We start from the raw sequence: 16,934 nt of genomic DNA, 5'->3' as shown, positions 1-16,934 counted from the left end.
ACTTTAATATAATTTGATTCAAGTTCATTTTTTGAAAATTTAGAATGGAGGAAAAATATGACTGCACAACCAATCAAGCCGAAAAAAACGAAAAAGCCACGGTCATTACCCGATGCCTATGTAATTTTATTCGGAATATTATTAATTGCAGCGCTCATGACTTATATTATTCCAGCGGGGAGCTTCGATAGAGAGACAACAGAAGACGGCGTTTCTGTTATTGTGCCTGATAGTTATCAAGCCATCGAACAGGACCCAGTAAGTCCGATTGGTGTATTCCGTGCTATTCAAGAAGGGATGATTGGAGGAGCAGGACTAATTTTCCTTGTATTGATTATCGGTGGAACCTTCGCAGTTATTGAAAGTACAGGTGCCATCAATACAGTGATATTAAAAACAATCGATAAAACACGCAATAAGGAATGGCTGCTGATTATCATGGTTGCAGGATTGTTCTCTGTTTTTGGCGGTCTGGGTATTATCGTTAATGCTGTCATTGCATTTATTCCTATTGGGGTTATTTTGGCTAGAGCTATGAAGATGGATGCCATTGTCGGCGTATCCATTATTTACCTTGGTGCATATTCAGGTTTTGCAGTTGGGTTTCTTGATCCATCGACTACAGGATTTGCCCAAACAATCGCAGGACTGCCGCTTTTTTCGGGGCTTAGGTATCGACTTTTGATTTATGTTACTGTTCTTGCAGCTACGCTTACCTATATCCTTTGGTATGCAAACAGAGTTAAGAAGGATCCGCAAAAGAGTATTCTAAAAGAAAATCGTTTTCCTCGATATGAAGAAGACAGTATGGAAGGGGTTTCCTCTGAACTGACCGGTACCCATAAATTGGTCTTACTGGCTTTAGTGCTTGGTATTTCCACATATGTTTATGGAGTTTTCCAATTAGAATGGGCAATCAATGAAATGGCGGGTGTCTTTATCGTCATTGCCATCGTCACAAGCATCATTGCTAAACTTGGAGCCAATGAAATGGTTGCAGAATTCATGAACGGCTGTAAAAGCGTTATATATGGAGCATTGATTATTGGGATGGCAAGATCGATTGTAGTTGTTATGGAAAATGGCATGATTTTAGATACCATTGTTCAAGGTATGGCAACAGTTCTTACGCCATTTTCAAGTGTGACGGGTGCGGTTGCCATGTTCGTTGGTAACGGGCTTTTCAATTTAATCGTTACTTCCGGAAGTGGACAGGCAGCAATCGTTATGCCGATTATGACACCTCTTGCTGATTTGATGGACGTACCGAGACAAGTGGCAGTTCAAGCCTATTCATTAGGTGATGGATTTACAAACATTATCACACCATTGTCTGGTGTACTAATGGCAAACCTGGCAATCGCTGGTGTGCCTTGGTCGAAGTGGATTAAATTTGCAATTCCGCTCATGCTGATTTGGTACGTCATTGGAACAATTTATATCGTCATTGGCGTATTGATCGATTGGGGGCCGATGTAAGTGAAAATAGAAGAAATCAATTTATATAAAATAAAAATGCGGATGAAAAATCCATTTACTACAAGCTTTGGTACTGAACATGATCGTTTATTCATTCTGACAGAAGTGAAAAATGAAGATGGATTATCCGGGTGGGGAGAATGTGTCACATCCGAACGCCCTTTGTACATTGAAGAATTTACGGATTCCAGTTGGCTGATGCTGGAACAGTTTTTAGTTCCGCTGCTGTTAAAGAAAGAAATCAAACATCCTGAAGAAGTGCAAGAATTGTTTAGTGCTTATAAGCGTAATCATTTGGCCAAATCTTCATTAGACGGAGCGGTATGGGATTTATATGCCAAAACGAGAGGCATCTCCCTTGCCCAAGCTTTGGGTGGAGAAAAACAAACGATTGAAGTTGGTGTCAGCTTAGGAATAAAAGACAATATCGAGGATTTGCTGAAAGAAGTAAAAGAGAAGACAGATGAAGGATATAAAAGAATAAAAATTAAAATCAAACCAGGGAAAGATGTAGAGGTCGTTAAACAAGTTCGGCAACATTTTCCTGACATTCCGTTAATGGTAGATGCCAACTCGGCCTATACTTTGGAAGATATAGAAGTGCTGAAAGAATTGGATCAGTTTAAATTAATGATGATTGAACAGCCTTTAACTGCTGGAGATTTGATTGATCATGCGAATCTTCAAAAGCACTTGAAGACACCGATATGCCTTGATGAGAGCATTCATTCTTTTGATGATGCAAGACAAGCGGTAGAGTTGGGAAGTGGACGCATTATCAATATGAAAGTAGGAAGAGTGGGGGGATTGACAGAAGCGAAGAAAATCCATGATTTCTGCATGAAGAAAAATATTGAAATGTGGTGCGGCGGTATGTTGGAATCGGGTATCGGCCGAGCTCATAATATCGCAATAACTTCTTTGCCGAATTTCACTTTACCAGGCGATACGGCCTCTTCCTCCCGATATTGGGAAAAAGACATCATCGAACCTGAGGTTATCGTAAAGAATGGTCAACTTCAAGTACCTGAAGGACCTGGAATTGGTTATAAAATCGATTTAGACGAAGTATTAAAACACACAGTCGAAAGAAAGAGTTTTAAGTAATGTAAGAGCTTTTAGTTGGAAATAAAAGAGGGAGCCGCATCTACATAAAAGTAGATGTGGCTCCTTTTCATTCTTCCCAAACCACCGTCTTCTGTTCCTTCTCATTAACACTCAGCTGAAAAACATCGGGGCGCGAATAATGGCCGGATACGTCAAAGTCGAACTGGCTTTCAGCGATCTGGTCTAGGTCGAGTTCGGCGTACAGGATCGTTTCCTCGCCGTAGACCGGCTCTACGATCAATTCTCCCAATGGTCCGGCGATGCAGCTGCCGCCGCGTGACATTTCCTCCGGCAGCTCCTTGAATTCATCCCGCGATGAGATCTCTTCGGGGTACATGGATTTCGTTGAATACTGGTTGCAGGACAGGACGAAACAGCGGCCTTCCGCAGCGACGTGGCGAACGGTCGCTGTCCACGTATCACGTGCATCGGCAGTTGGCATGACATAGATCTGGATGCCTTTTTCGTACATCGCTGCACGCGCCAACGGCATGTAATTCTCCCAGCAGATCAATGCGCCGAGGCGACCGTAAGGCGTATCGAATACCGGCAAAGTGCTGCCGTCTCCCTGTCCCCAGATCAGCCGTTCAGAGCCGGTCGGTTTCAGTTTGCGATGTTTGCCGAGCAGTTCGCCGTCCGGACCGAAAAACAAGGCCGTGCAATACAAAGTGCCCTGGCTGCCGGAACTGTCCTTTTCGATGACGCCGATGACGATATAAGCACCCGCCTGCTTCGCGGCCTTGCCGATCGCTTCCGTTTCAGGGCCTGGCGCTGTGATGGAATTATCCCAATAGCGCCTGAAATCTTTCCGGCCCTCGGAGGAGCGGCTTCCCACTACTGCACCAAACGACATGCCGCGCGGATAGGCAGGGATGAAGGCTTCCGGGAAGACGATGATCTTCGCCCCTTGAGCTCCTGCTTCTTCGATCAGTCGAACTGTTTTCAACACGCCTTTTTCCTTATCCATGATTTCAGAGCCAGCTTGGACGACGGCTACTTTAAATTTAGTGGATTTTTTCATTGATATCATCCTTTCATGTCAAATTCAAGTTTATCATTGTTATAATATTCTTGAAATAGAACAGGGAAACTGGATTTTATACTCATATAGGAGGTCTCGGAATGAAACCAAAAGTTTATATTGCACGAAAGATCTCAAAAGAAGTGGAAGAATATATCGGTGAGCACTGTGACTACAGGAAGTGGCAAGGGGAAGGGGCAATCCCGCTGGATGTTTTAATAGAAGAAATTAAAGAGGTCGACGGGTTGCTGGTGCAGCATGCGCCCATCACACATGAATTGCTGGAGCAGGCACCCAATCTGAAAATCATCAGTAATTCGGCGGTGGGCTATGATTCCTTCGACCTGGAAGCCATGAAACAGCATAAGGTGCTTGGAACGCATACACCTTTTGTGTTGGATGAAACAGTGGCGGATTTGGCATTCAGTCTTATACTTGCCACTGCAAGACGAGTGCCTGAGCTGAACAACTTCGTTAAACAGGGGAAATGGGATAAACAAACGGATTCTCGGCACCTGTTCGGCATCGATGTGCATCACGCGACGATGGGCATCATCGGCATGGGCCGCATCGGCGAGAAGATTGTCAGAAGAGCGAGGTTCGGTTTTGAAATGGAGGTCCTTTACACCAGCCGGACGCCGAAACCTGCTCTCGAAGAAAAATACGGCATCGTCTACAGCGAACTGGACGCCTTACTGGAGAAATCCGATTTCGTCGTCCTGATTGTGCCTTTGACGCCGGAGACCCATCACCTGATGGGGCAGCAGCAATTTGAAAAGATGAAGAACAGTGCGATTTTGATCAATTGTGCCAGAGGGGCAGTGGTGGATGAAAGGGCTTTGATCAGAGCTTTGGAGAAGGGCGAGATTCGCGGCGCGGGACTGGATGTCTTTGAACAGGAACCTGTGAGCCCCGATAACCCGCTGCTCGGGATGGATCAGGTCGTCGCCCTCCCGCATATCGGCTCGGCTACCGAAAAAACGCGCGCAACGATGCTCATGAAAGCGGCAGAAAACCTGGTCGAGGGTGTGACAGGCAAGGTCCCCCAGAACGTAGTCAAAGAATTGCAGGACCTGCTGGCGAATTAAATACATTCATACTTTCACAGATTTCCCATACAAAAAGGCCAAAGAACTGATCTGAGCTTCTTTGGCCTTTTCATATGCAGAGCAGAAAATTTATGCTTCTTTCGCTTCTTTTTTGGAAGCACGTAAATATTCGAGCCAGAAAATCCACAAAATCACAGCAACGCCGATCCATAGGGTGGAATTCGTGAGGGAAATACTGTTGCGGGGTTCTCCTCCAAGCACCGTCAATACGGCAAGCACGATCAGGGGCACCGCGATCATCAGGAGCGGGAAGACAATCATATAACGTTTCTTTTCCCTTTGCTGTTTAAGCGTCAGTGCACTAAGGACAACCATAAGCGCAATAACCGCGAACAGGATCCACGGCGGAATGCCAAGCGCATCCAGCGTTCCCGGAAAATAATCATTGACCAGAAGTGTACATAAATTAACCAATAAGATGGCAATAATCAGCCAGTATGTCTTCAAACTAAAAATCCTTTCGGTGATGGCATACTAGTCTGCCTTTTTCCAAGTGTAACAAAAAGTAATGGATATTACAGGTAAGAGGTTTTGTTGCGTGAAGTATTATTGTCTCATTTCAATTTAAACAATGAAGAAGAATTTTTCTTGAAAAGAAAATGTTAGAATAAAGGAAATTGAACGTTTTCAAATCATAAGCAACTTTAAATTTCGAGAAGCAGGTGAAAAAATATGAAGAAAAATATACATGTAGTGGGAGCAGTAATTACAAACGGCAATAAAATATTATGTGCGCAGCGCGGTATGGAAAAAAGTTTGCCTGGCTTATGGGAATTTCCAGGTGGAAAGATTGAAGAAACTGAAACGCCTCAATCAGCGTTACAAAGAGAAATTCAAGAGGAAATGCATTGTCAGGTAGCGATTGGAGAGCAAGTAGAACATACGGTGCACGAATACGATTTCGGAGTTGTTCACTTGACCACGTTTTATTGCCAACTAGTTGAAGGAACTCCGGTGTTAACAGAGCATATTGCGATTCGGTGGTTAGAAGCATATGAGCTAGAGCAGCTCGAATGGGCCCCGGCAGATATACCGGCCATCCGAAAATTAAAGCGGACGTACCAAGCCCAAAAATAAGAGAGACAGTTGAGAGAAAAGCGGGGGACGGAAATGAACTTTCTTCAGAATTTAGAAGACTCTATCTACAAAGGTTTCATCGATCAAACAAAACCTAGCGGAGAACGCTTTAAACCGACTTTGCTGATCAATAACACAAAAACAAATGAGACCGTATTGAATTCCATCACTGAGGAGCTGGATAGCTGCCAATCGTTTCTCTTTTCTGTAGCTTTTGTGACTGAAAGTGGCTTGGCGACTTTAAAAACCCATTTATCAGATCTTGACCGCCAAGGCATTAAAGGAAGAATATTAACCTCAACTTTTCTGAATTTCAATCAGCCGAAAGTATTCAAGGAACTCTTGAAAATTAACAATGTGGAAGTTCGATTGTCGAGTATGAAAGGCTTTCATTCTAAGGGCTATATCTTTTCTCATGAAACGCACCAAACCTTAATCGTCGGAAGTTCCAATTTAACAGCGCAAGCTTTAAAAGTTAACTATGAGTGGAATGTCAAATTGAGTTCGCATGAAAATGGGGAATTGGTTTCCCATTTCTATCAACAATTCGAAGAGGTCTGGGAGAACGCCCAACCCTTATCCGAACAGTGGATTACGCGATATGAACAATCGTATGTGCCGATTGAATACCGTAAAGAGCTAAAGAATATTGCTGAGTTTCCAGAGGTGTATACAGAAAACCCGCTAGAAGAAGCGGTCAATATCAAACCAAATAAAATGCAAACTGCGGCTCTTCAGGAAATACAAGCGGTACGAGAAGCTGGAAATGACAAAGGATTGGTTATTTCAGCGACGGGCACTGGGAAAACTTATTTATCGGCTTTTGACGTGCGTAACTTTGCCCCAAAACGAATGTTGTTTATCGTTCACCGAGAACAAATTCTCCAGAAAGCCAAGTCAGATTTCATCCGGATACTAGGTGGGATAGAACAAGATTTTGGGATTCTATCGGGGAATTTAAGAGAGACAAACGCGCGTTATTTATTTGCGACCATCCAAACGATTTCAAAAGAAGCGACGCTCAAGCAACTAGATCCACAAGCTTTCGATTATATTTTAATTGATGAAGTGCATAAAGCCGGTGCGAAATCGTATCAGAAAGTCATTGAGCATTTCCAGCCGAAGTTCCTGATGGGAATGACTGCGACGCCTGAACGTACCGATGATTTCAATATCTACGAGCTATTCGATTATAATGTAGCCTACGAAATTCGCTTACAGGAAGCACTGGAAGAAGACATGCTTTGTCCGTTCCATTACTTTGGAGTGACTGACGTCGAATATGAAGAAGGTGTGATTGATGAAGCGACGGTTTTTTCAAAACTAGTAACGGGAGAACGTGTCGATCATATTTTGCAAAAGGTCGATTATTACGGTCATTCAGGCGAAAAAGTAAGAGGTCTCATGTTCTGCAGCCGAAAAGAAGAAGCGGTGAAGCTTTCAGAAGAGCTGAATCGTCGCGGATTAAAAACGGTCGCCTTGACTGGGCAAAATTCTCAGGAAGAGCGCATTCTGCAAGTTGAACGGCTAGAAAATGGTGTCATTAACTATATTTTGACTGTGGATATTTTCAATGAGGGGATAGACATTCCAAGTGTCAACCAAGTGGTCATGCTGAGACAAACACAGTCGAGCATTATCTTTATCCAGCAGCTTGGTCGCGGACTTCGTAAGCATGGATCAAAGGAATTTGTGACGATCATCGACTTTATCGGGAACTACAAAAACAATTACCTGATTCCCGTGGCTTTGTCCGGTGAACGTTCGCAAAACAAAGACAATATCCGTCGTCGAATGAAAGACACCAGCTATATCAAGGGGATTTCCACTGTGAATTTTGAAGAGATTGCGAAAAATCGTGTGTTCTCAGCGATTAAGAAGAGTAATTTAACCGATATGAAGATTCTTCGCGAAGCTTATATTGAGCTGAAAAACAGAATTGGACATATTCCGCAGCTTCAGGATTTTATCCAACACAACTCAATCGACCCTTTGGTGATTGTTCAAAAATACACAACTTATCATCAATTTTTACTGAAACTTAAAGAGATTGATCCGTTAATAACGGTCTATGAAGAGCAGGTCTTGACGATGCTGTCGTTGGAGATTTTAAATGGCAAGCGACTGCATGAAATTCTGCTGCTCGAATTATTGCTGGAAAAAGACCAAGTCACGATGCAGGCATTTGAACAATCGATAAGATCTCATAATTGCTCTGTAGGCCCAAAAACCTTAGCTTCGGTGCAGCGAGTCATGGACTTGAGTTTCTTCAATCAAGGCCAGCGAAAAAAATATGGCAATAAACCACTTGTGGTCTTTGAGGAAAATGGCATTCAACTTAATAGGGAAATTCAAGCCAGCCTGAAGCAGAATCCAAGCTTTAAAGCAGTGCTGATAGATATCGTCATCAGTGCGAAAGAGTTAAGCAAAAGCTATAGATGCGATCAATCTTTGACACTCTACAAAAAATATACCCGCAAAGATGCATGTCGCTTATTGAACTGGACAAGCGATGAGAGCTCAACGATTTATGGGTATAAAACGAAGCATGGTACCTGTCCAATTTTTGTTACCTATCATAAAAATGATGAAGTAGAGTCGAGTGTTGCCTATACAGAAGGATTTGTAAGCCCGGATATCTTCAAATGGTCGACGCGTAGTAATCGAACGCTGGAGTCTGCGGAAGTAAAAACCATCATAGACGCTGCTGAAAATAACATCGACCTTCATTTATTCATCAAAAAAGATGATGACGAAGGCGGCGATTTCTATTACCTAGGGCAAGTTCTTCCAGATAAGACGAGCGTGGAGCAAGCGTTAATGAAAGATAAAAACCTAAAAGACATCCCCGTGGTTCATATGCATTTAGCTTTGGAAAACACGGTGGAAGGGAAGTTGTATCGCTATATTGCGAGCGAGGAAAGTTGATAGTCCTGTCTCCTTTTACTCTAACTTCTCCTATATCTAAAGTAACCAGACACTCGCTATCCAGCGAAAGTCGGAACTTACTTTAGAGGAGGACGAAAAATGAAGGAGTACTACGTTAAGAAAATCCAGCACCCGCAAGAAGGCGAGCTCTATCAATTTCTGGAACTAGATGCCCAGACAGGCGAGGAACAGGCCATCAATCCGTTTGAAACGGGGATGCTGCAGCTCTATGCGGAGAAGGAGCCGGCACCTGAAATCTTTTCCATCACCTCCAAGCGTGGAGCGGATGCGACCGGATTTTACCGGGACGCGAAATTTGTCGTGCAGCGTGGATCCAAGTTTGCGGCGTCAACTTCGCCGAAATGCCCTCAAAAATACATCAAGCTGCGCGAGAACTTAGTGCTGGATAAGCTGCTTGTGCCGTTTGAGCATCAGTTCCTGTTGATGGAAGATACCGAATTCGCATCGCCGATGATGGCGATGGGCGCAGTGATCGGCGGCTGGGTGCGGGGATCGCATGATTGGAAAGAAACGTGAAAAAGCGGAAGGGCTGATTTTAGCCCTTCCGCTTTTTATATTTTCAGCCTGAACTTACAACTTAACGATGGTCCGTCCCAAATGTTGGCCATTCTTGATGGCGTCGATCGTCTCGGTCAATTCTTCCAGTGAAATTTCGTTCACCAGTGTTGTGTCGGTGATGTTCCATTCGCTGGCCATCTTCTCCCAAATGCTTCCGCGCTTGTCGATCGGTACGTTGACCGAATCGATGCCGAGCAGGTTGACGGCTCTCAGGATGAACGGCAGCACCGTGGTGTTCACTGGAAGGCCGCCCGCGTTGCCGCACATGCTCATGCTGCCGCCGTAGGAAATCTGCGGGATCAATGCAGAGGCCACATCTCCGCCGACCGTATCCAGCACATAGTCGAAGCGGGTCTTGGCGAGTGGCTTCTTGGCGTCTCCGAGCTGGTCTGCAAAAACAACATTGGCTGCGCCCAGTGATTTGGCGACTTCTTCCTGATGCTCTTTCCGCACCAAAGCGGAGACGTTTTTATAGCCGATTTTAGAGAGGATCTGTAAGGCGATGCTGCCGACTCCGCCGGTTGAGCCCGTCACCAGTATTTCCGGATTGTCTGCAACGTTCATCCCGTTCTTCTCGAGTGCAAGAATGGACAGTGCTGCAGTGAATCCGGCCGTGCCGAATACCATGGCATCCTTCAAGCTCATAGTATCTGGCAATGGCACAATCCACTCCGCAGGGACGCGTGCGTATTCTGAAAAGCCGCCTGTATGGCTCATGCCCATCGTAAATCCGGTCACGATCACTTCCTGGCCTTCTGTAAAGCGAGAGTCTTTCGATTCCACGATGGTGCCGCTCAAATCGATTCCCGGAATCATCGGGTAATTTCGGATGACCCCTGAATTTTTCTGGACAGCCAGCATATCTTTGTAATTGATCGACGAATAAGCGACTTTAATCAGGACATCCCCTTCGGAAAGTTGATCTGCAGTTACTTCTTCCAACCCATAGACGATCTGGTCTTCCTGTTCCTTGACTCTGATGGCTTTGAATGAGTTCACATTAATTTCCCCTTCCAGTACCTTAGTTTTGCAGCAAAACTGCTTGAATACAAAATCTACCATTCTAAAGCGGATACCGTCAATCTGGAGAGGCCGGAATGGCTCTGTACTTTCTGGAATTCCGCATTAAAAAACAAGCTTCTCACAGGAAAATGGTATATTTACTTTAATTGATTTTACATAAAGAGGAGGACCACTATGGAAACAGTCTATTTGGCAGGCGGATGTTTATGGGGAGTGCAGGCTTTCATCAAAACTTTGCCCGGGGTCGAGTCCACGGAAGCAGGAAGGGCCAATGGAACAAGTTCTCTGCTCGAGAGTGATTACGATGGCTATGCCGAATGTGTCAAAACCACTTTTGACCCGGCCGTCGTATCAATCCCGGGATTGATGGAGTATTTGTTTGAAATCATCGATCCAACCAGTTTGAATAAACAAGGCGAAGATGTTGGCGAGAAATACAGAACGGGCATTTACAGCGAAAATCCTGCCCATCTAACAGAGGCGAAGGGATTTATTGATGAAAGAAATGATTCGGATCTTATCGTGGTCGAAGTTTTGCCGCTTACAAACTATGTGAGAAGTGCAGAAGAACATCAGGACCGGTTAGCCAGATGCCCGACTGATTACTGTCATATTCCAGAAGAATTGATGAATAAGTATAAATAAAGCTGGATTGTCAGATTTCCTCCGCTTCATCCAGAACGTTTAATTGAGAACAATTATCACTTGTTGTATAGTAGATGTAACAGAGAAAGATAATTCAGGGGGAAAATAGATTATGCAAATTTACTGGACGAAAATAAACAAGATCATTGAAGAAACACCAGAGGTCAGAACCTACCTTCTGGATCGCCCGGAAGAATTCACCTGGCAGGAAGGTTCCCATACCCATTTCGCTTTGGAAGGCTTTAACGCTGGAGAGAAACCAAACCGCGGATTGATCCGCCATATGTCCATCTCTACATTGCCGCACGAAAATTCAATCGGCATCACGACACGCATCAGAGAGCAGTGTTCTGAGTTTAAAGCGATTTTAAGAAACCTCGGAGTCGGCGATGAAGTGGCGATTTTTAAAACGCATTCGAATGTCCCGCTCAAAAGAGAAGACAAAAATGTCTACCTATTGTCATCGGGTGTCGGCCTGGCAACGTTCAGACCGCTTGTGCTGGATTATTTCGACCGTGCCGACCAGGTCAATCAAATCCATTCCTTGAACATCGACTCATCAAGAGATTTCCTGTTCACGAATGTCTTTGAATCCGCACCTGACAAGAAGTTCACCTCACAATTCGTCGATAACCGCAGCGACTATTACGAAGAAGTGAAGAAGCTTGCAGCAGACAGGGATGGCCTTTTCTATGTTGTCGGAAGCGACGACTTCCTTATGGAAAACATTAAATTGTTGCGTGAGCAGGGCGTCAAGACCGAACAGATCATGCTCGACAAGCGTGAACAGTCGCTGCCTGACTTCTTATCAGTTGATTTGGCAGTTTAAGCGGGAGCATCAATTTTACTTAAAAATCCCTAAGCATGACTGCGATTAGTTGAATGAAAAACAGAAAGCCTAATTCCCCGTTCAAGAAACGGCGGGATTAGGCTTTTTTGTCTTTTAACATCCGTAAGCTCATATATGCATATGGCTTGAATCACAAAAGTTTCAGCAGTTCTATTGGGTTCGTCTCAGTTTCTTTTTCAGGTTCAGCTGTTTCTTCTTTTTCTTTTCTGAGACCAGCGGCTTCGGCGCCGGATTGTACTCATCGTCATACAGTCCGGTATAGCGCTGGTACCAGGTGAATAAGTGGACGAGAAACACTTTGGTGACGGCGTAGGCCGGGATTCCGAGAATGACGCCGGGAATGCCGAAGAGATTTCCCGCCGTCAACAAGACGGCGATGATGGTGACGGGATGGATATTCAGGTTGCTGCCGAGAATGAGCGGCTGGATGACGCGGCCTTCCAACGTCTGTTCGATGAAGAAGACAATCAGCACTTTGACGAGCATGATGGGCGGGTGCAGCACGATGGCGATGATGACAATCGGGAAGAAAGCGATAAAGGTGCCGAGAAAAGGAATCAGGTTCAAAGCGCCGGCTGTAATAGCCAGTATCAATGCATATTCGAGGCCGATGATGCTGAAGCCGATCCAAAAAATCAGGCCGACGAAAAAAGCCACGAGCAGCTGGCCCCGGATATACTGGCTGATCTGCAGGTTCGTTTCGCGCAGCAGCAGGTAAGTATGCTCGCGCATTCTCGAAGGGACCAGCTTCATGATGTGGTAAGGCAGGTGATGGCCATCCTTCAAGAGGTAGAAAAGGATGAAGGGCGTTGTGATGATGGCCAGCACGGTGGTCGACAGGATGCCGAAGATACTGCCGATGCCGGTAACCGTCGTATCGACAACATCGTCCGCCTGGTCCGTAATGGAAGTGGACAGGCTGTCATCTTCACCTGTCAGCTGCATCTGGAGCTGTGACAGCAAATCGCTTTGGAAAAAGGCGTCGATCTGTGAGATGAAGCTGGTTAAATACTCTTGCCAGTTGTCCAAAAGGCTGAGCGTCTGTTCCCGGATAATCGGGATCAAAGTCGCGATGCCCCACGCCAACAATGCGGCGATCACGACAAAGACGATGGTGATGCCGCCAGCGCGCGGGATGTTTTTCGTTTCCATCCAATCGATGAATGGATTCAGCAGGTAGTACAAGACACCAGCCATAATCAGCGGCAGCCCCATGACATCAAAAAAAGCGACAAGCGGCTGGAAGATAAAGCTGACTTTCGGCAGCAGCAGTAAATTCAGCAGAATCAATAGGACAATGATCAGTACGGATACCGCTTTGTTGTTCAGCACCCATTTCGCAAACCAGGAAGCTGCATGGCTTAGCGCGTTTTTGTTTTTGTCCTGCTCCATCACGTGCACCTCTTTCCCGAATAAACCTGTTTCAGCAGCATGGAACCGATATTCTTTTATATACTTAAAATACCCGTATAGCGCATTTCTCACACCGATTCGAATTTTTATTTTGTCATCGCCGAACAATTTCCATGATGATCTTGTGGACCTTCTGATGCTTTATTGATCGGGTTTAAACTAGCTTCTTTCCTCTTCTCTATGGATGGCGAACCACCACTTTCCGTAATAGTTTATCCACATGTGGATAAACGAAAAAGGATGACGAAACGGTAAAGTTATCCCCGTTTTGGTGCAAAATCATCCACATATCCAAGATCCAGTCGAATAACTCGATGGTTTTTTTAATTATTGCCGCTTTTTTCTTGAGGGTTGGGGATAACCTGCCCCTGATTTTTTGACTTTAAAGACGGCGGTAGAAACGAGCATCAATTCCACCACTTGCTCGGCCATGTAAAGAGGCGGTTCGGAAAAGTCTTCTTCTATCCAGCGGATGATGAGTCCGGCAATGCCATGCGCCCGATAGACATAGAGCCATTTCTGATCAAGTGAGCTGTCTTGCGGCAGTTCATAGTCATATTCCGCGATGAACAGCTCTTCGATGGCGCCTGCCATCCGGTGGCGGAAGTCGATTTGGATATTCCGGCTGAGCAAGGTTTTGTAAAGCCGGGCATTTTGCAGGAAATAAGTGAATAGCGAAATGTCTTCCACTGCCAGGTTATGCAAGTCGACGAGGGTATCTGTCCGATACGGATGCTTGATCTGGTGGATCATTTCCTCCAGTGTTTCCGTGACGATTTCCTCGAGCAATGCTTCTTTTGCTTTGAAATGGGCATAGAAAGTCCCGCGATTGTAATTGGCCGATTCGACGATTTCAGAAATGGTGATGTGATGGAAAATTTTCTGTTCAAGCAGCTCGAGAAGGGCTGTTTTCAAAGCGGCCTTCGAGCGCTCGACACGTTTGTCGGGGTAGATGTTCATAGTTGTTCACCTCTCTCTTTAGTATCGGCAAAGACCTGGGAATCCGCAACTTTTACTGAACAAAAGGGAACGGTTTGTCTATTACTGCACAAATGGACAGCGCTTGCGGATTGTTCTGAATTTGGAGCGGGCGTATGCTGAAGATGAAGAAAAAACAAGGAGGAATTCATCATGACATTTCCAGTATTGGAAGGCAAAGTAGCAATTGTCACAGGCGCAGCTATGGGTATGGGGGAAGCGACGGCGAAACTTTTCGGTGAAGCGAAAGCGAAAGTGGTCATTGCCGATTTCAATGAAGAAAAAGGACAGGCGGTAACTGATGAAATCAATGCAAGCGGAGGTACCGCAGCATTTGTGAAAGTGGATATTTCAAACTCCGCAGCTGTTCAGGAAATGGTGAAATTCGCAGTCGACACTTTCGGGAAACTGGATGTAGCGGTCAACAATGCGGCACTCACACCGGATGATAAGCCGGCGGCGGAATTCGATGAAGATTATTGGAACCGCCTCATTTCTGTGGATTTGACCGGTACGGCGCTTTGTTTGAAATATGAGCTCCAGCAAATGCTGAAACAGGGCAATGGCGGTTCGATCATTAATATCTCTTCTGTGAGCGGCTTTCGTCCACAGCCGAATAACATCGCTTATGTCGCAGCAAAACACGGCGTTGTCGGCATGACTAAAGTGGCGGCTATGGAAAATGGACCGATGAACATCCGGGTCAATTCTGTAGCACCAGGCGCCATCGACACACCAATGCTACGTGGTGCATTGGATCAGTTCGGCTTAACTGAAGAAGAGTATGCACCGCAACTCAGCCTGTTGAACCGTTTTGGACAGCCGAATGAAATTGCACAAGCAACATTGTGGTTGGCGTCTGATGCAGCTTCTTACGTAACCGGAACGACTATCCATGCTGATGCCGGATACACCTCGCGCTAAAGTGGTCAGAAGGTTAAAGTGAATGGTATAGCCAAAAGGCCGACAAATTGATTGCTGATTTGTTGGTTTTTTATTGTTATAAAAGTTAGATGATTGAAACCCTCCTGACGGGAAGAAAATTTTTAATGGAACTTCCATCCAATTGACCCGTAGAATAGACAAGAGCTCAGGAGGTGCGGCATATGGATGTTTTACTTATTTGGCTGGCCATTATTTTCGGCTTCGGATTTTTAAGGATATTTTTGAGAAAGCGGTTCGGCATTGATGAGGAAGAGCGGGCGGGTATCCAGGTAAGGCGGTTCGAACGCTGGAACGGCTGGGTGATGCTGGGAGCGATTATTGTGTTGTTTATGCTTCTCCCGGATTCGCTGGAAGTGTTTTTCTCTTGGCTGATGATCGTTTTCCTCATCGTAAACGGGGTACAAGTTTTTCTGGAATGGAAATACTTGCAAGAATCCCGGAAATATCAAGTATCGCTTATCTATTTCGCGATTACAGTGCTGGCTGTCGTGTTGTTCATCAGCTATGTCGGATGGCAAATAGGGTAGCATCAAAAGTTCAGTTCGATAGATGCGAAGTAATGATTGGGGAGTGAGTGAAGTGGATGCGTTGATTTTGATCGGGTTCTTCATCAGCATGGCACTAGTCGTCCTGATGCTGAAAAAGCTGGAAAAAAAGTATGGGGTAGACCGGGCAGAAGCTGGAGAGCCATTGAAGAAAATCGAACGCTCGGCAGGTTGGATCAGCGGGATCAGTTTAATCGGACTTATTGGCCTGGCGACAGCTGGGGTAGCGATCAACTACATGATTGTCCTGTTGTGCTTTGGAGGATTAGCTGTACTTCAAACTTTGATCGAATGGAAATACGTCGGGAATTCACGACGCTCTCTTGTCAGCTTACTGCTGACGATTGTGTTCATCCTGTCCATACTGGGTCTGATGGGCTTAGCGGAATGGACAGCTGTGGATTTATAGAAGAAAAGAATAAGCTTTACCTGCTCGTTGCTCTGTGTCAGGTCAACTGACGCTATAGACCACGATGAAAAAGGCATTCCGCCAAAGGAATGCCTTTTTCATCGTCTTTCATCTTCCACTACCACCGCGCCTTTATACATTTTGCCGTGGAGATCAGCCAGCTTTCCGGCCATGATTTCAGGAGAATCGTTAAAATCCTGTTTAATCCAATACAGAAAGAATCCCAGGCTGCCGTAGGTGACAAAGTAATTGAGCGCAGCTATATCGAGCTCACTTTCTTCCTCCAGGCGCAGCTCGGTGGCAGCCACTTGGACCAGGCTTTCACAAAACTGGTTCTGCGAGCCGGGGAGTACTTCTCCTTGGATGATCAGCCGAAAGATAAACTGATGTTCATACATGTATTCGAAAATTGGCAGATGACGCTGCACATCTGTCGAGGAAAAGCGTTCCAACTCCTGGAAACTTTTCCGGAAATAGCCGACGAGGCCGTCCAGATGGTCTTCGACGACGGCCGCTAGCAGCTCGTTCAGATCCGTGTAATGGGAATAGAAGGTGACACGGTTGCAGTCAGCTTGCTTTGTGACTTCGGTGATGGTTAGCTGCTGGAGCTCTTTTTCTTCCATCAGCTGAAGCAGCGCTGTTTTCAGCTTTTTTTTGGTCCGCAGAATACGGCGGTCTTCTGTGCCCTTCATCTTGAGCTCCTCCTGTTGTGTCCGAAAAATGGACAGGTTTGTAAATTAAGTATGACATGAATCTTGAATAATGGACAAACTCAATGATTGTCTGTTAACTTACATATGTAGTTTATTTTGAAAATGAATTTCAG

17 protein-coding genes are annotated in these 16,934 nt (G+C 45.3%); 11 read left to right on the top strand and 6 right to left on the bottom strand.

From position 1 onward, the window contains the following. The first annotated feature begins 57 nt into the window (after nt 1-57). Nucleotides 58-1,479 carry a TIGR00366 family protein gene (locus Q0785_RS14090; protein ID WP_298830938.1) on the top strand — a complete coding sequence of 474 codons (1,422 nt, stop codon included), beginning with the start codon at nt 58-60 and terminating at the stop codon, nt 1,477-1,479. Then, complete coding sequence (menC, locus tag Q0785_RS14085) at nt 1,480-2,586, top strand: o-succinylbenzoate synthase (RefSeq protein WP_298830933.1); 1,107 nt, start codon at nt 1,480-1,482, stop codon at nt 2,584-2,586. It begins immediately after the preceding gene. A 67-nt stretch (nt 2,587-2,653) separates the two neighbouring features. Here the strand turns inward: menC and Q0785_RS14080 are convergent, their stop codons facing one another. Then, nucleotides 2,654-3,607: a carbon-nitrogen hydrolase family protein gene (locus Q0785_RS14080; RefSeq protein ID WP_298830930.1), complete on the bottom strand. Its 954-nt coding sequence runs from the start codon at nt 3,605-3,607 to the stop codon at nt 2,654-2,656. A gap of 101 nt (nt 3,608-3,708) precedes the next feature. Between Q0785_RS14080 and Q0785_RS14075 the strand changes: the two genes are divergently transcribed. Further along, nucleotides 3,709-4,695, top strand: coding sequence for a D-glycerate dehydrogenase (locus Q0785_RS14075; RefSeq protein ID WP_298830927.1), 987 nt, complete (start codon nt 3,709-3,711; stop codon nt 4,693-4,695). Nucleotides 4,696-4,785: 90 nt separating this feature from the next. Here the strand turns inward: Q0785_RS14075 and Q0785_RS14070 are convergent, their stop codons facing one another. Beyond that, nucleotides 4,786-5,163, bottom strand: coding sequence for a hypothetical protein (locus tag Q0785_RS14070; RefSeq protein WP_298830924.1), 378 nt, complete (start codon nt 5,161-5,163; stop codon nt 4,786-4,788). 225 nt (nt 5,164-5,388) lie between these two features. Between Q0785_RS14070 and Q0785_RS14065 the strand changes: the two genes are divergently transcribed. From Q0785_RS14065 to Q0785_RS14055, 3 genes are all read left to right on the top strand, one after another. Beyond that, entirely contained in the window at nt 5,389-5,793 is a 405-nt protein-coding gene (locus tag Q0785_RS14065; RefSeq protein ID WP_298830921.1) for a (deoxy)nucleoside triphosphate pyrophosphohydrolase, read from the top strand. A 33-nt stretch (nt 5,794-5,826) separates the two neighbouring features. Beyond that, entirely contained in the window at nt 5,827-8,721 is a 2,895-nt protein-coding gene (locus Q0785_RS14060) for a DEAD/DEAH box helicase (RefSeq protein WP_298830918.1), read from the top strand. Between the two features lie 99 nt (nt 8,722-8,820). Continuing rightward, nucleotides 8,821-9,258: a DUF4357 domain-containing protein gene (locus Q0785_RS14055; protein WP_298830915.1), complete on the top strand. Its 438-nt coding sequence runs from the start codon at nt 8,821-8,823 to the stop codon at nt 9,256-9,258. Between the two features lie 54 nt (nt 9,259-9,312). Here Q0785_RS14055 and Q0785_RS14050 read toward each other — a convergent pair whose 3' ends face one another. Further along, the gene (locus tag Q0785_RS14050) at nt 9,313-10,299 is read right to left on the bottom strand and encodes a YhdH/YhfP family quinone oxidoreductase (protein ID WP_298830912.1); all 987 of its coding nucleotides are present in this window, start codon (nt 10,297-10,299) and stop codon (nt 9,313-9,315) included. Nucleotides 10,300-10,497: 198 nt separating this feature from the next. Here Q0785_RS14050 and Q0785_RS14045 point away from each other — a divergent pair, with 198 nt between their 5' ends. Both Q0785_RS14045 and Q0785_RS14040 read left to right on the top strand, forming a co-directional pair. After that, complete coding sequence (locus Q0785_RS14045; RefSeq protein WP_298830909.1) at nt 10,498-10,968, top strand: peptide-methionine (S)-S-oxide reductase; 471 nt, start codon at nt 10,498-10,500, stop codon at nt 10,966-10,968. Nucleotides 10,969-11,080: 112 nt separating this feature from the next. Beyond that, entirely contained in the window at nt 11,081-11,797 is a 717-nt protein-coding gene (locus tag Q0785_RS14040) for a dihydropteridine reductase (RefSeq protein ID WP_298830906.1), read from the top strand. A 171-nt stretch (nt 11,798-11,968) separates the two neighbouring features. Here Q0785_RS14040 and Q0785_RS14035 read toward each other — a convergent pair whose 3' ends face one another. Both Q0785_RS14035 and Q0785_RS14030 read right to left on the bottom strand, forming a co-directional pair. Then, on the bottom strand, nt 11,969-13,210 hold the full coding sequence (locus tag Q0785_RS14035) for an AI-2E family transporter (RefSeq protein WP_223636699.1): 1,242 nt from the start codon (nt 13,208-13,210) through the stop codon (nt 11,969-11,971). A 348-nt stretch (nt 13,211-13,558) separates the two neighbouring features. Continuing rightward, on the bottom strand, nt 13,559-14,191 hold the full coding sequence (locus tag Q0785_RS14030; protein WP_298830903.1) for a TetR/AcrR family transcriptional regulator: 633 nt from the start codon (nt 14,189-14,191) through the stop codon (nt 13,559-13,561). Between the two features lie 171 nt (nt 14,192-14,362). Here Q0785_RS14030 and Q0785_RS14025 point away from each other — a divergent pair, with 171 nt between their 5' ends. The 3 genes from Q0785_RS14025 (at nt 14,363) to Q0785_RS14015 (ending at nt 16,108) form a co-directional block, all read left to right on the top strand. Then, nucleotides 14,363-15,133 carry a glucose 1-dehydrogenase gene (locus Q0785_RS14025; protein ID WP_298830900.1) on the top strand — a complete coding sequence of 257 codons (771 nt, stop codon included), beginning with the start codon at nt 14,363-14,365 and terminating at the stop codon, nt 15,131-15,133. A 182-nt stretch (nt 15,134-15,315) separates the two neighbouring features. Next, the gene (locus Q0785_RS14020; RefSeq protein WP_298830897.1) at nt 15,316-15,681 is read left to right on the top strand and encodes a DUF4181 domain-containing protein; all 366 of its coding nucleotides are present in this window, start codon (nt 15,316-15,318) and stop codon (nt 15,679-15,681) included. A gap of 52 nt (nt 15,682-15,733) precedes the next feature. Further along, the gene (locus Q0785_RS14015; RefSeq protein ID WP_223636705.1) at nt 15,734-16,108 is read left to right on the top strand and encodes a hypothetical protein; all 375 of its coding nucleotides are present in this window, start codon (nt 15,734-15,736) and stop codon (nt 16,106-16,108) included. Between the two features lie 98 nt (nt 16,109-16,206). On the opposite strand, the gene Q0785_RS14010 is transcribed toward Q0785_RS14015, so the two are convergent. Then, on the bottom strand, nt 16,207-16,800 hold the full coding sequence (locus tag Q0785_RS14010) for a TetR/AcrR family transcriptional regulator C-terminal domain-containing protein (protein ID WP_223636708.1): 594 nt from the start codon (nt 16,798-16,800) through the stop codon (nt 16,207-16,209). Nucleotides 16,801-16,934: the final 134 nt, after the last annotated feature.

Origin of the sequence: uncultured Planococcus sp. (assembly GCF_947501725.1) — a bacterium.
Classification (GTDB): domain Bacteria; phylum Bacillota; class Bacilli; order Bacillales_A; family Planococcaceae; genus Planococcus; species Planococcus donghaensis_C.
The sequence above is the reverse complement of the archived record's forward strand: the minus strand, read 5'-3'. Positions and strand labels throughout refer to the sequence as shown.

Bases quoted from the DNA above. Each gene is read 5' to 3' on its own strand.
- Q0785_RS14090 (WP_298830938.1), top strand. From the start codon at position 58: ATGACTGCACAACCAATCAAGCCGAAAAAAACGAAAAAGCCACGGTCA.
- Q0785_RS14080 (WP_298830930.1), bottom strand. From the start codon at position 3,607: ATGAAAAAATCCACTAAATTTAAAGTAGCCGTCGTCCAAGCTGGCTCT.
- Q0785_RS14075 (WP_298830927.1), top strand. From the start codon at position 3,709: ATGAAACCAAAAGTTTATATTGCACGAAAGATCTCAAAAGAAGTGGAA.
- Q0785_RS14065 (WP_298830921.1), top strand. From the start codon at position 5,389: ATGAAGAAAAATATACATGTAGTGGGAGCAGTAATTACAAACGGCAAT.
- Q0785_RS14060 (WP_298830918.1), top strand. From the start codon at position 5,827: ATGAACTTTCTTCAGAATTTAGAAGACTCTATCTACAAAGGTTTCATC.
- Q0785_RS14055 (WP_298830915.1), top strand. From the start codon at position 8,821: ATGAAGGAGTACTACGTTAAGAAAATCCAGCACCCGCAAGAAGGCGAG.
- Q0785_RS14045 (WP_298830909.1), top strand. From the start codon at position 10,498: ATGGAAACAGTCTATTTGGCAGGCGGATGTTTATGGGGAGTGCAGGCT.
- Q0785_RS14040 (WP_298830906.1), top strand. From the start codon at position 11,081: ATGCAAATTTACTGGACGAAAATAAACAAGATCATTGAAGAAACACCA.
- Q0785_RS14035 (WP_223636699.1), bottom strand. From the start codon at position 13,210: ATGGAGCAGGACAAAAACAAAAACGCGCTAAGCCATGCAGCTTCCTGG.
- Q0785_RS14030 (WP_298830903.1), bottom strand. From the start codon at position 14,191: ATGAACATCTACCCCGACAAACGTGTCGAGCGCTCGAAGGCCGCTTTG.
- Q0785_RS14025 (WP_298830900.1), top strand. From the start codon at position 14,363: ATGACATTTCCAGTATTGGAAGGCAAAGTAGCAATTGTCACAGGCGCA.
- Q0785_RS14020 (WP_298830897.1), top strand. From the start codon at position 15,316: ATGGATGTTTTACTTATTTGGCTGGCCATTATTTTCGGCTTCGGATTT.
- Q0785_RS14010 (WP_223636708.1), bottom strand. From the start codon at position 16,800: ATGAAGGGCACAGAAGACCGCCGTATTCTGCGGACCAAAAAAAAGCTG.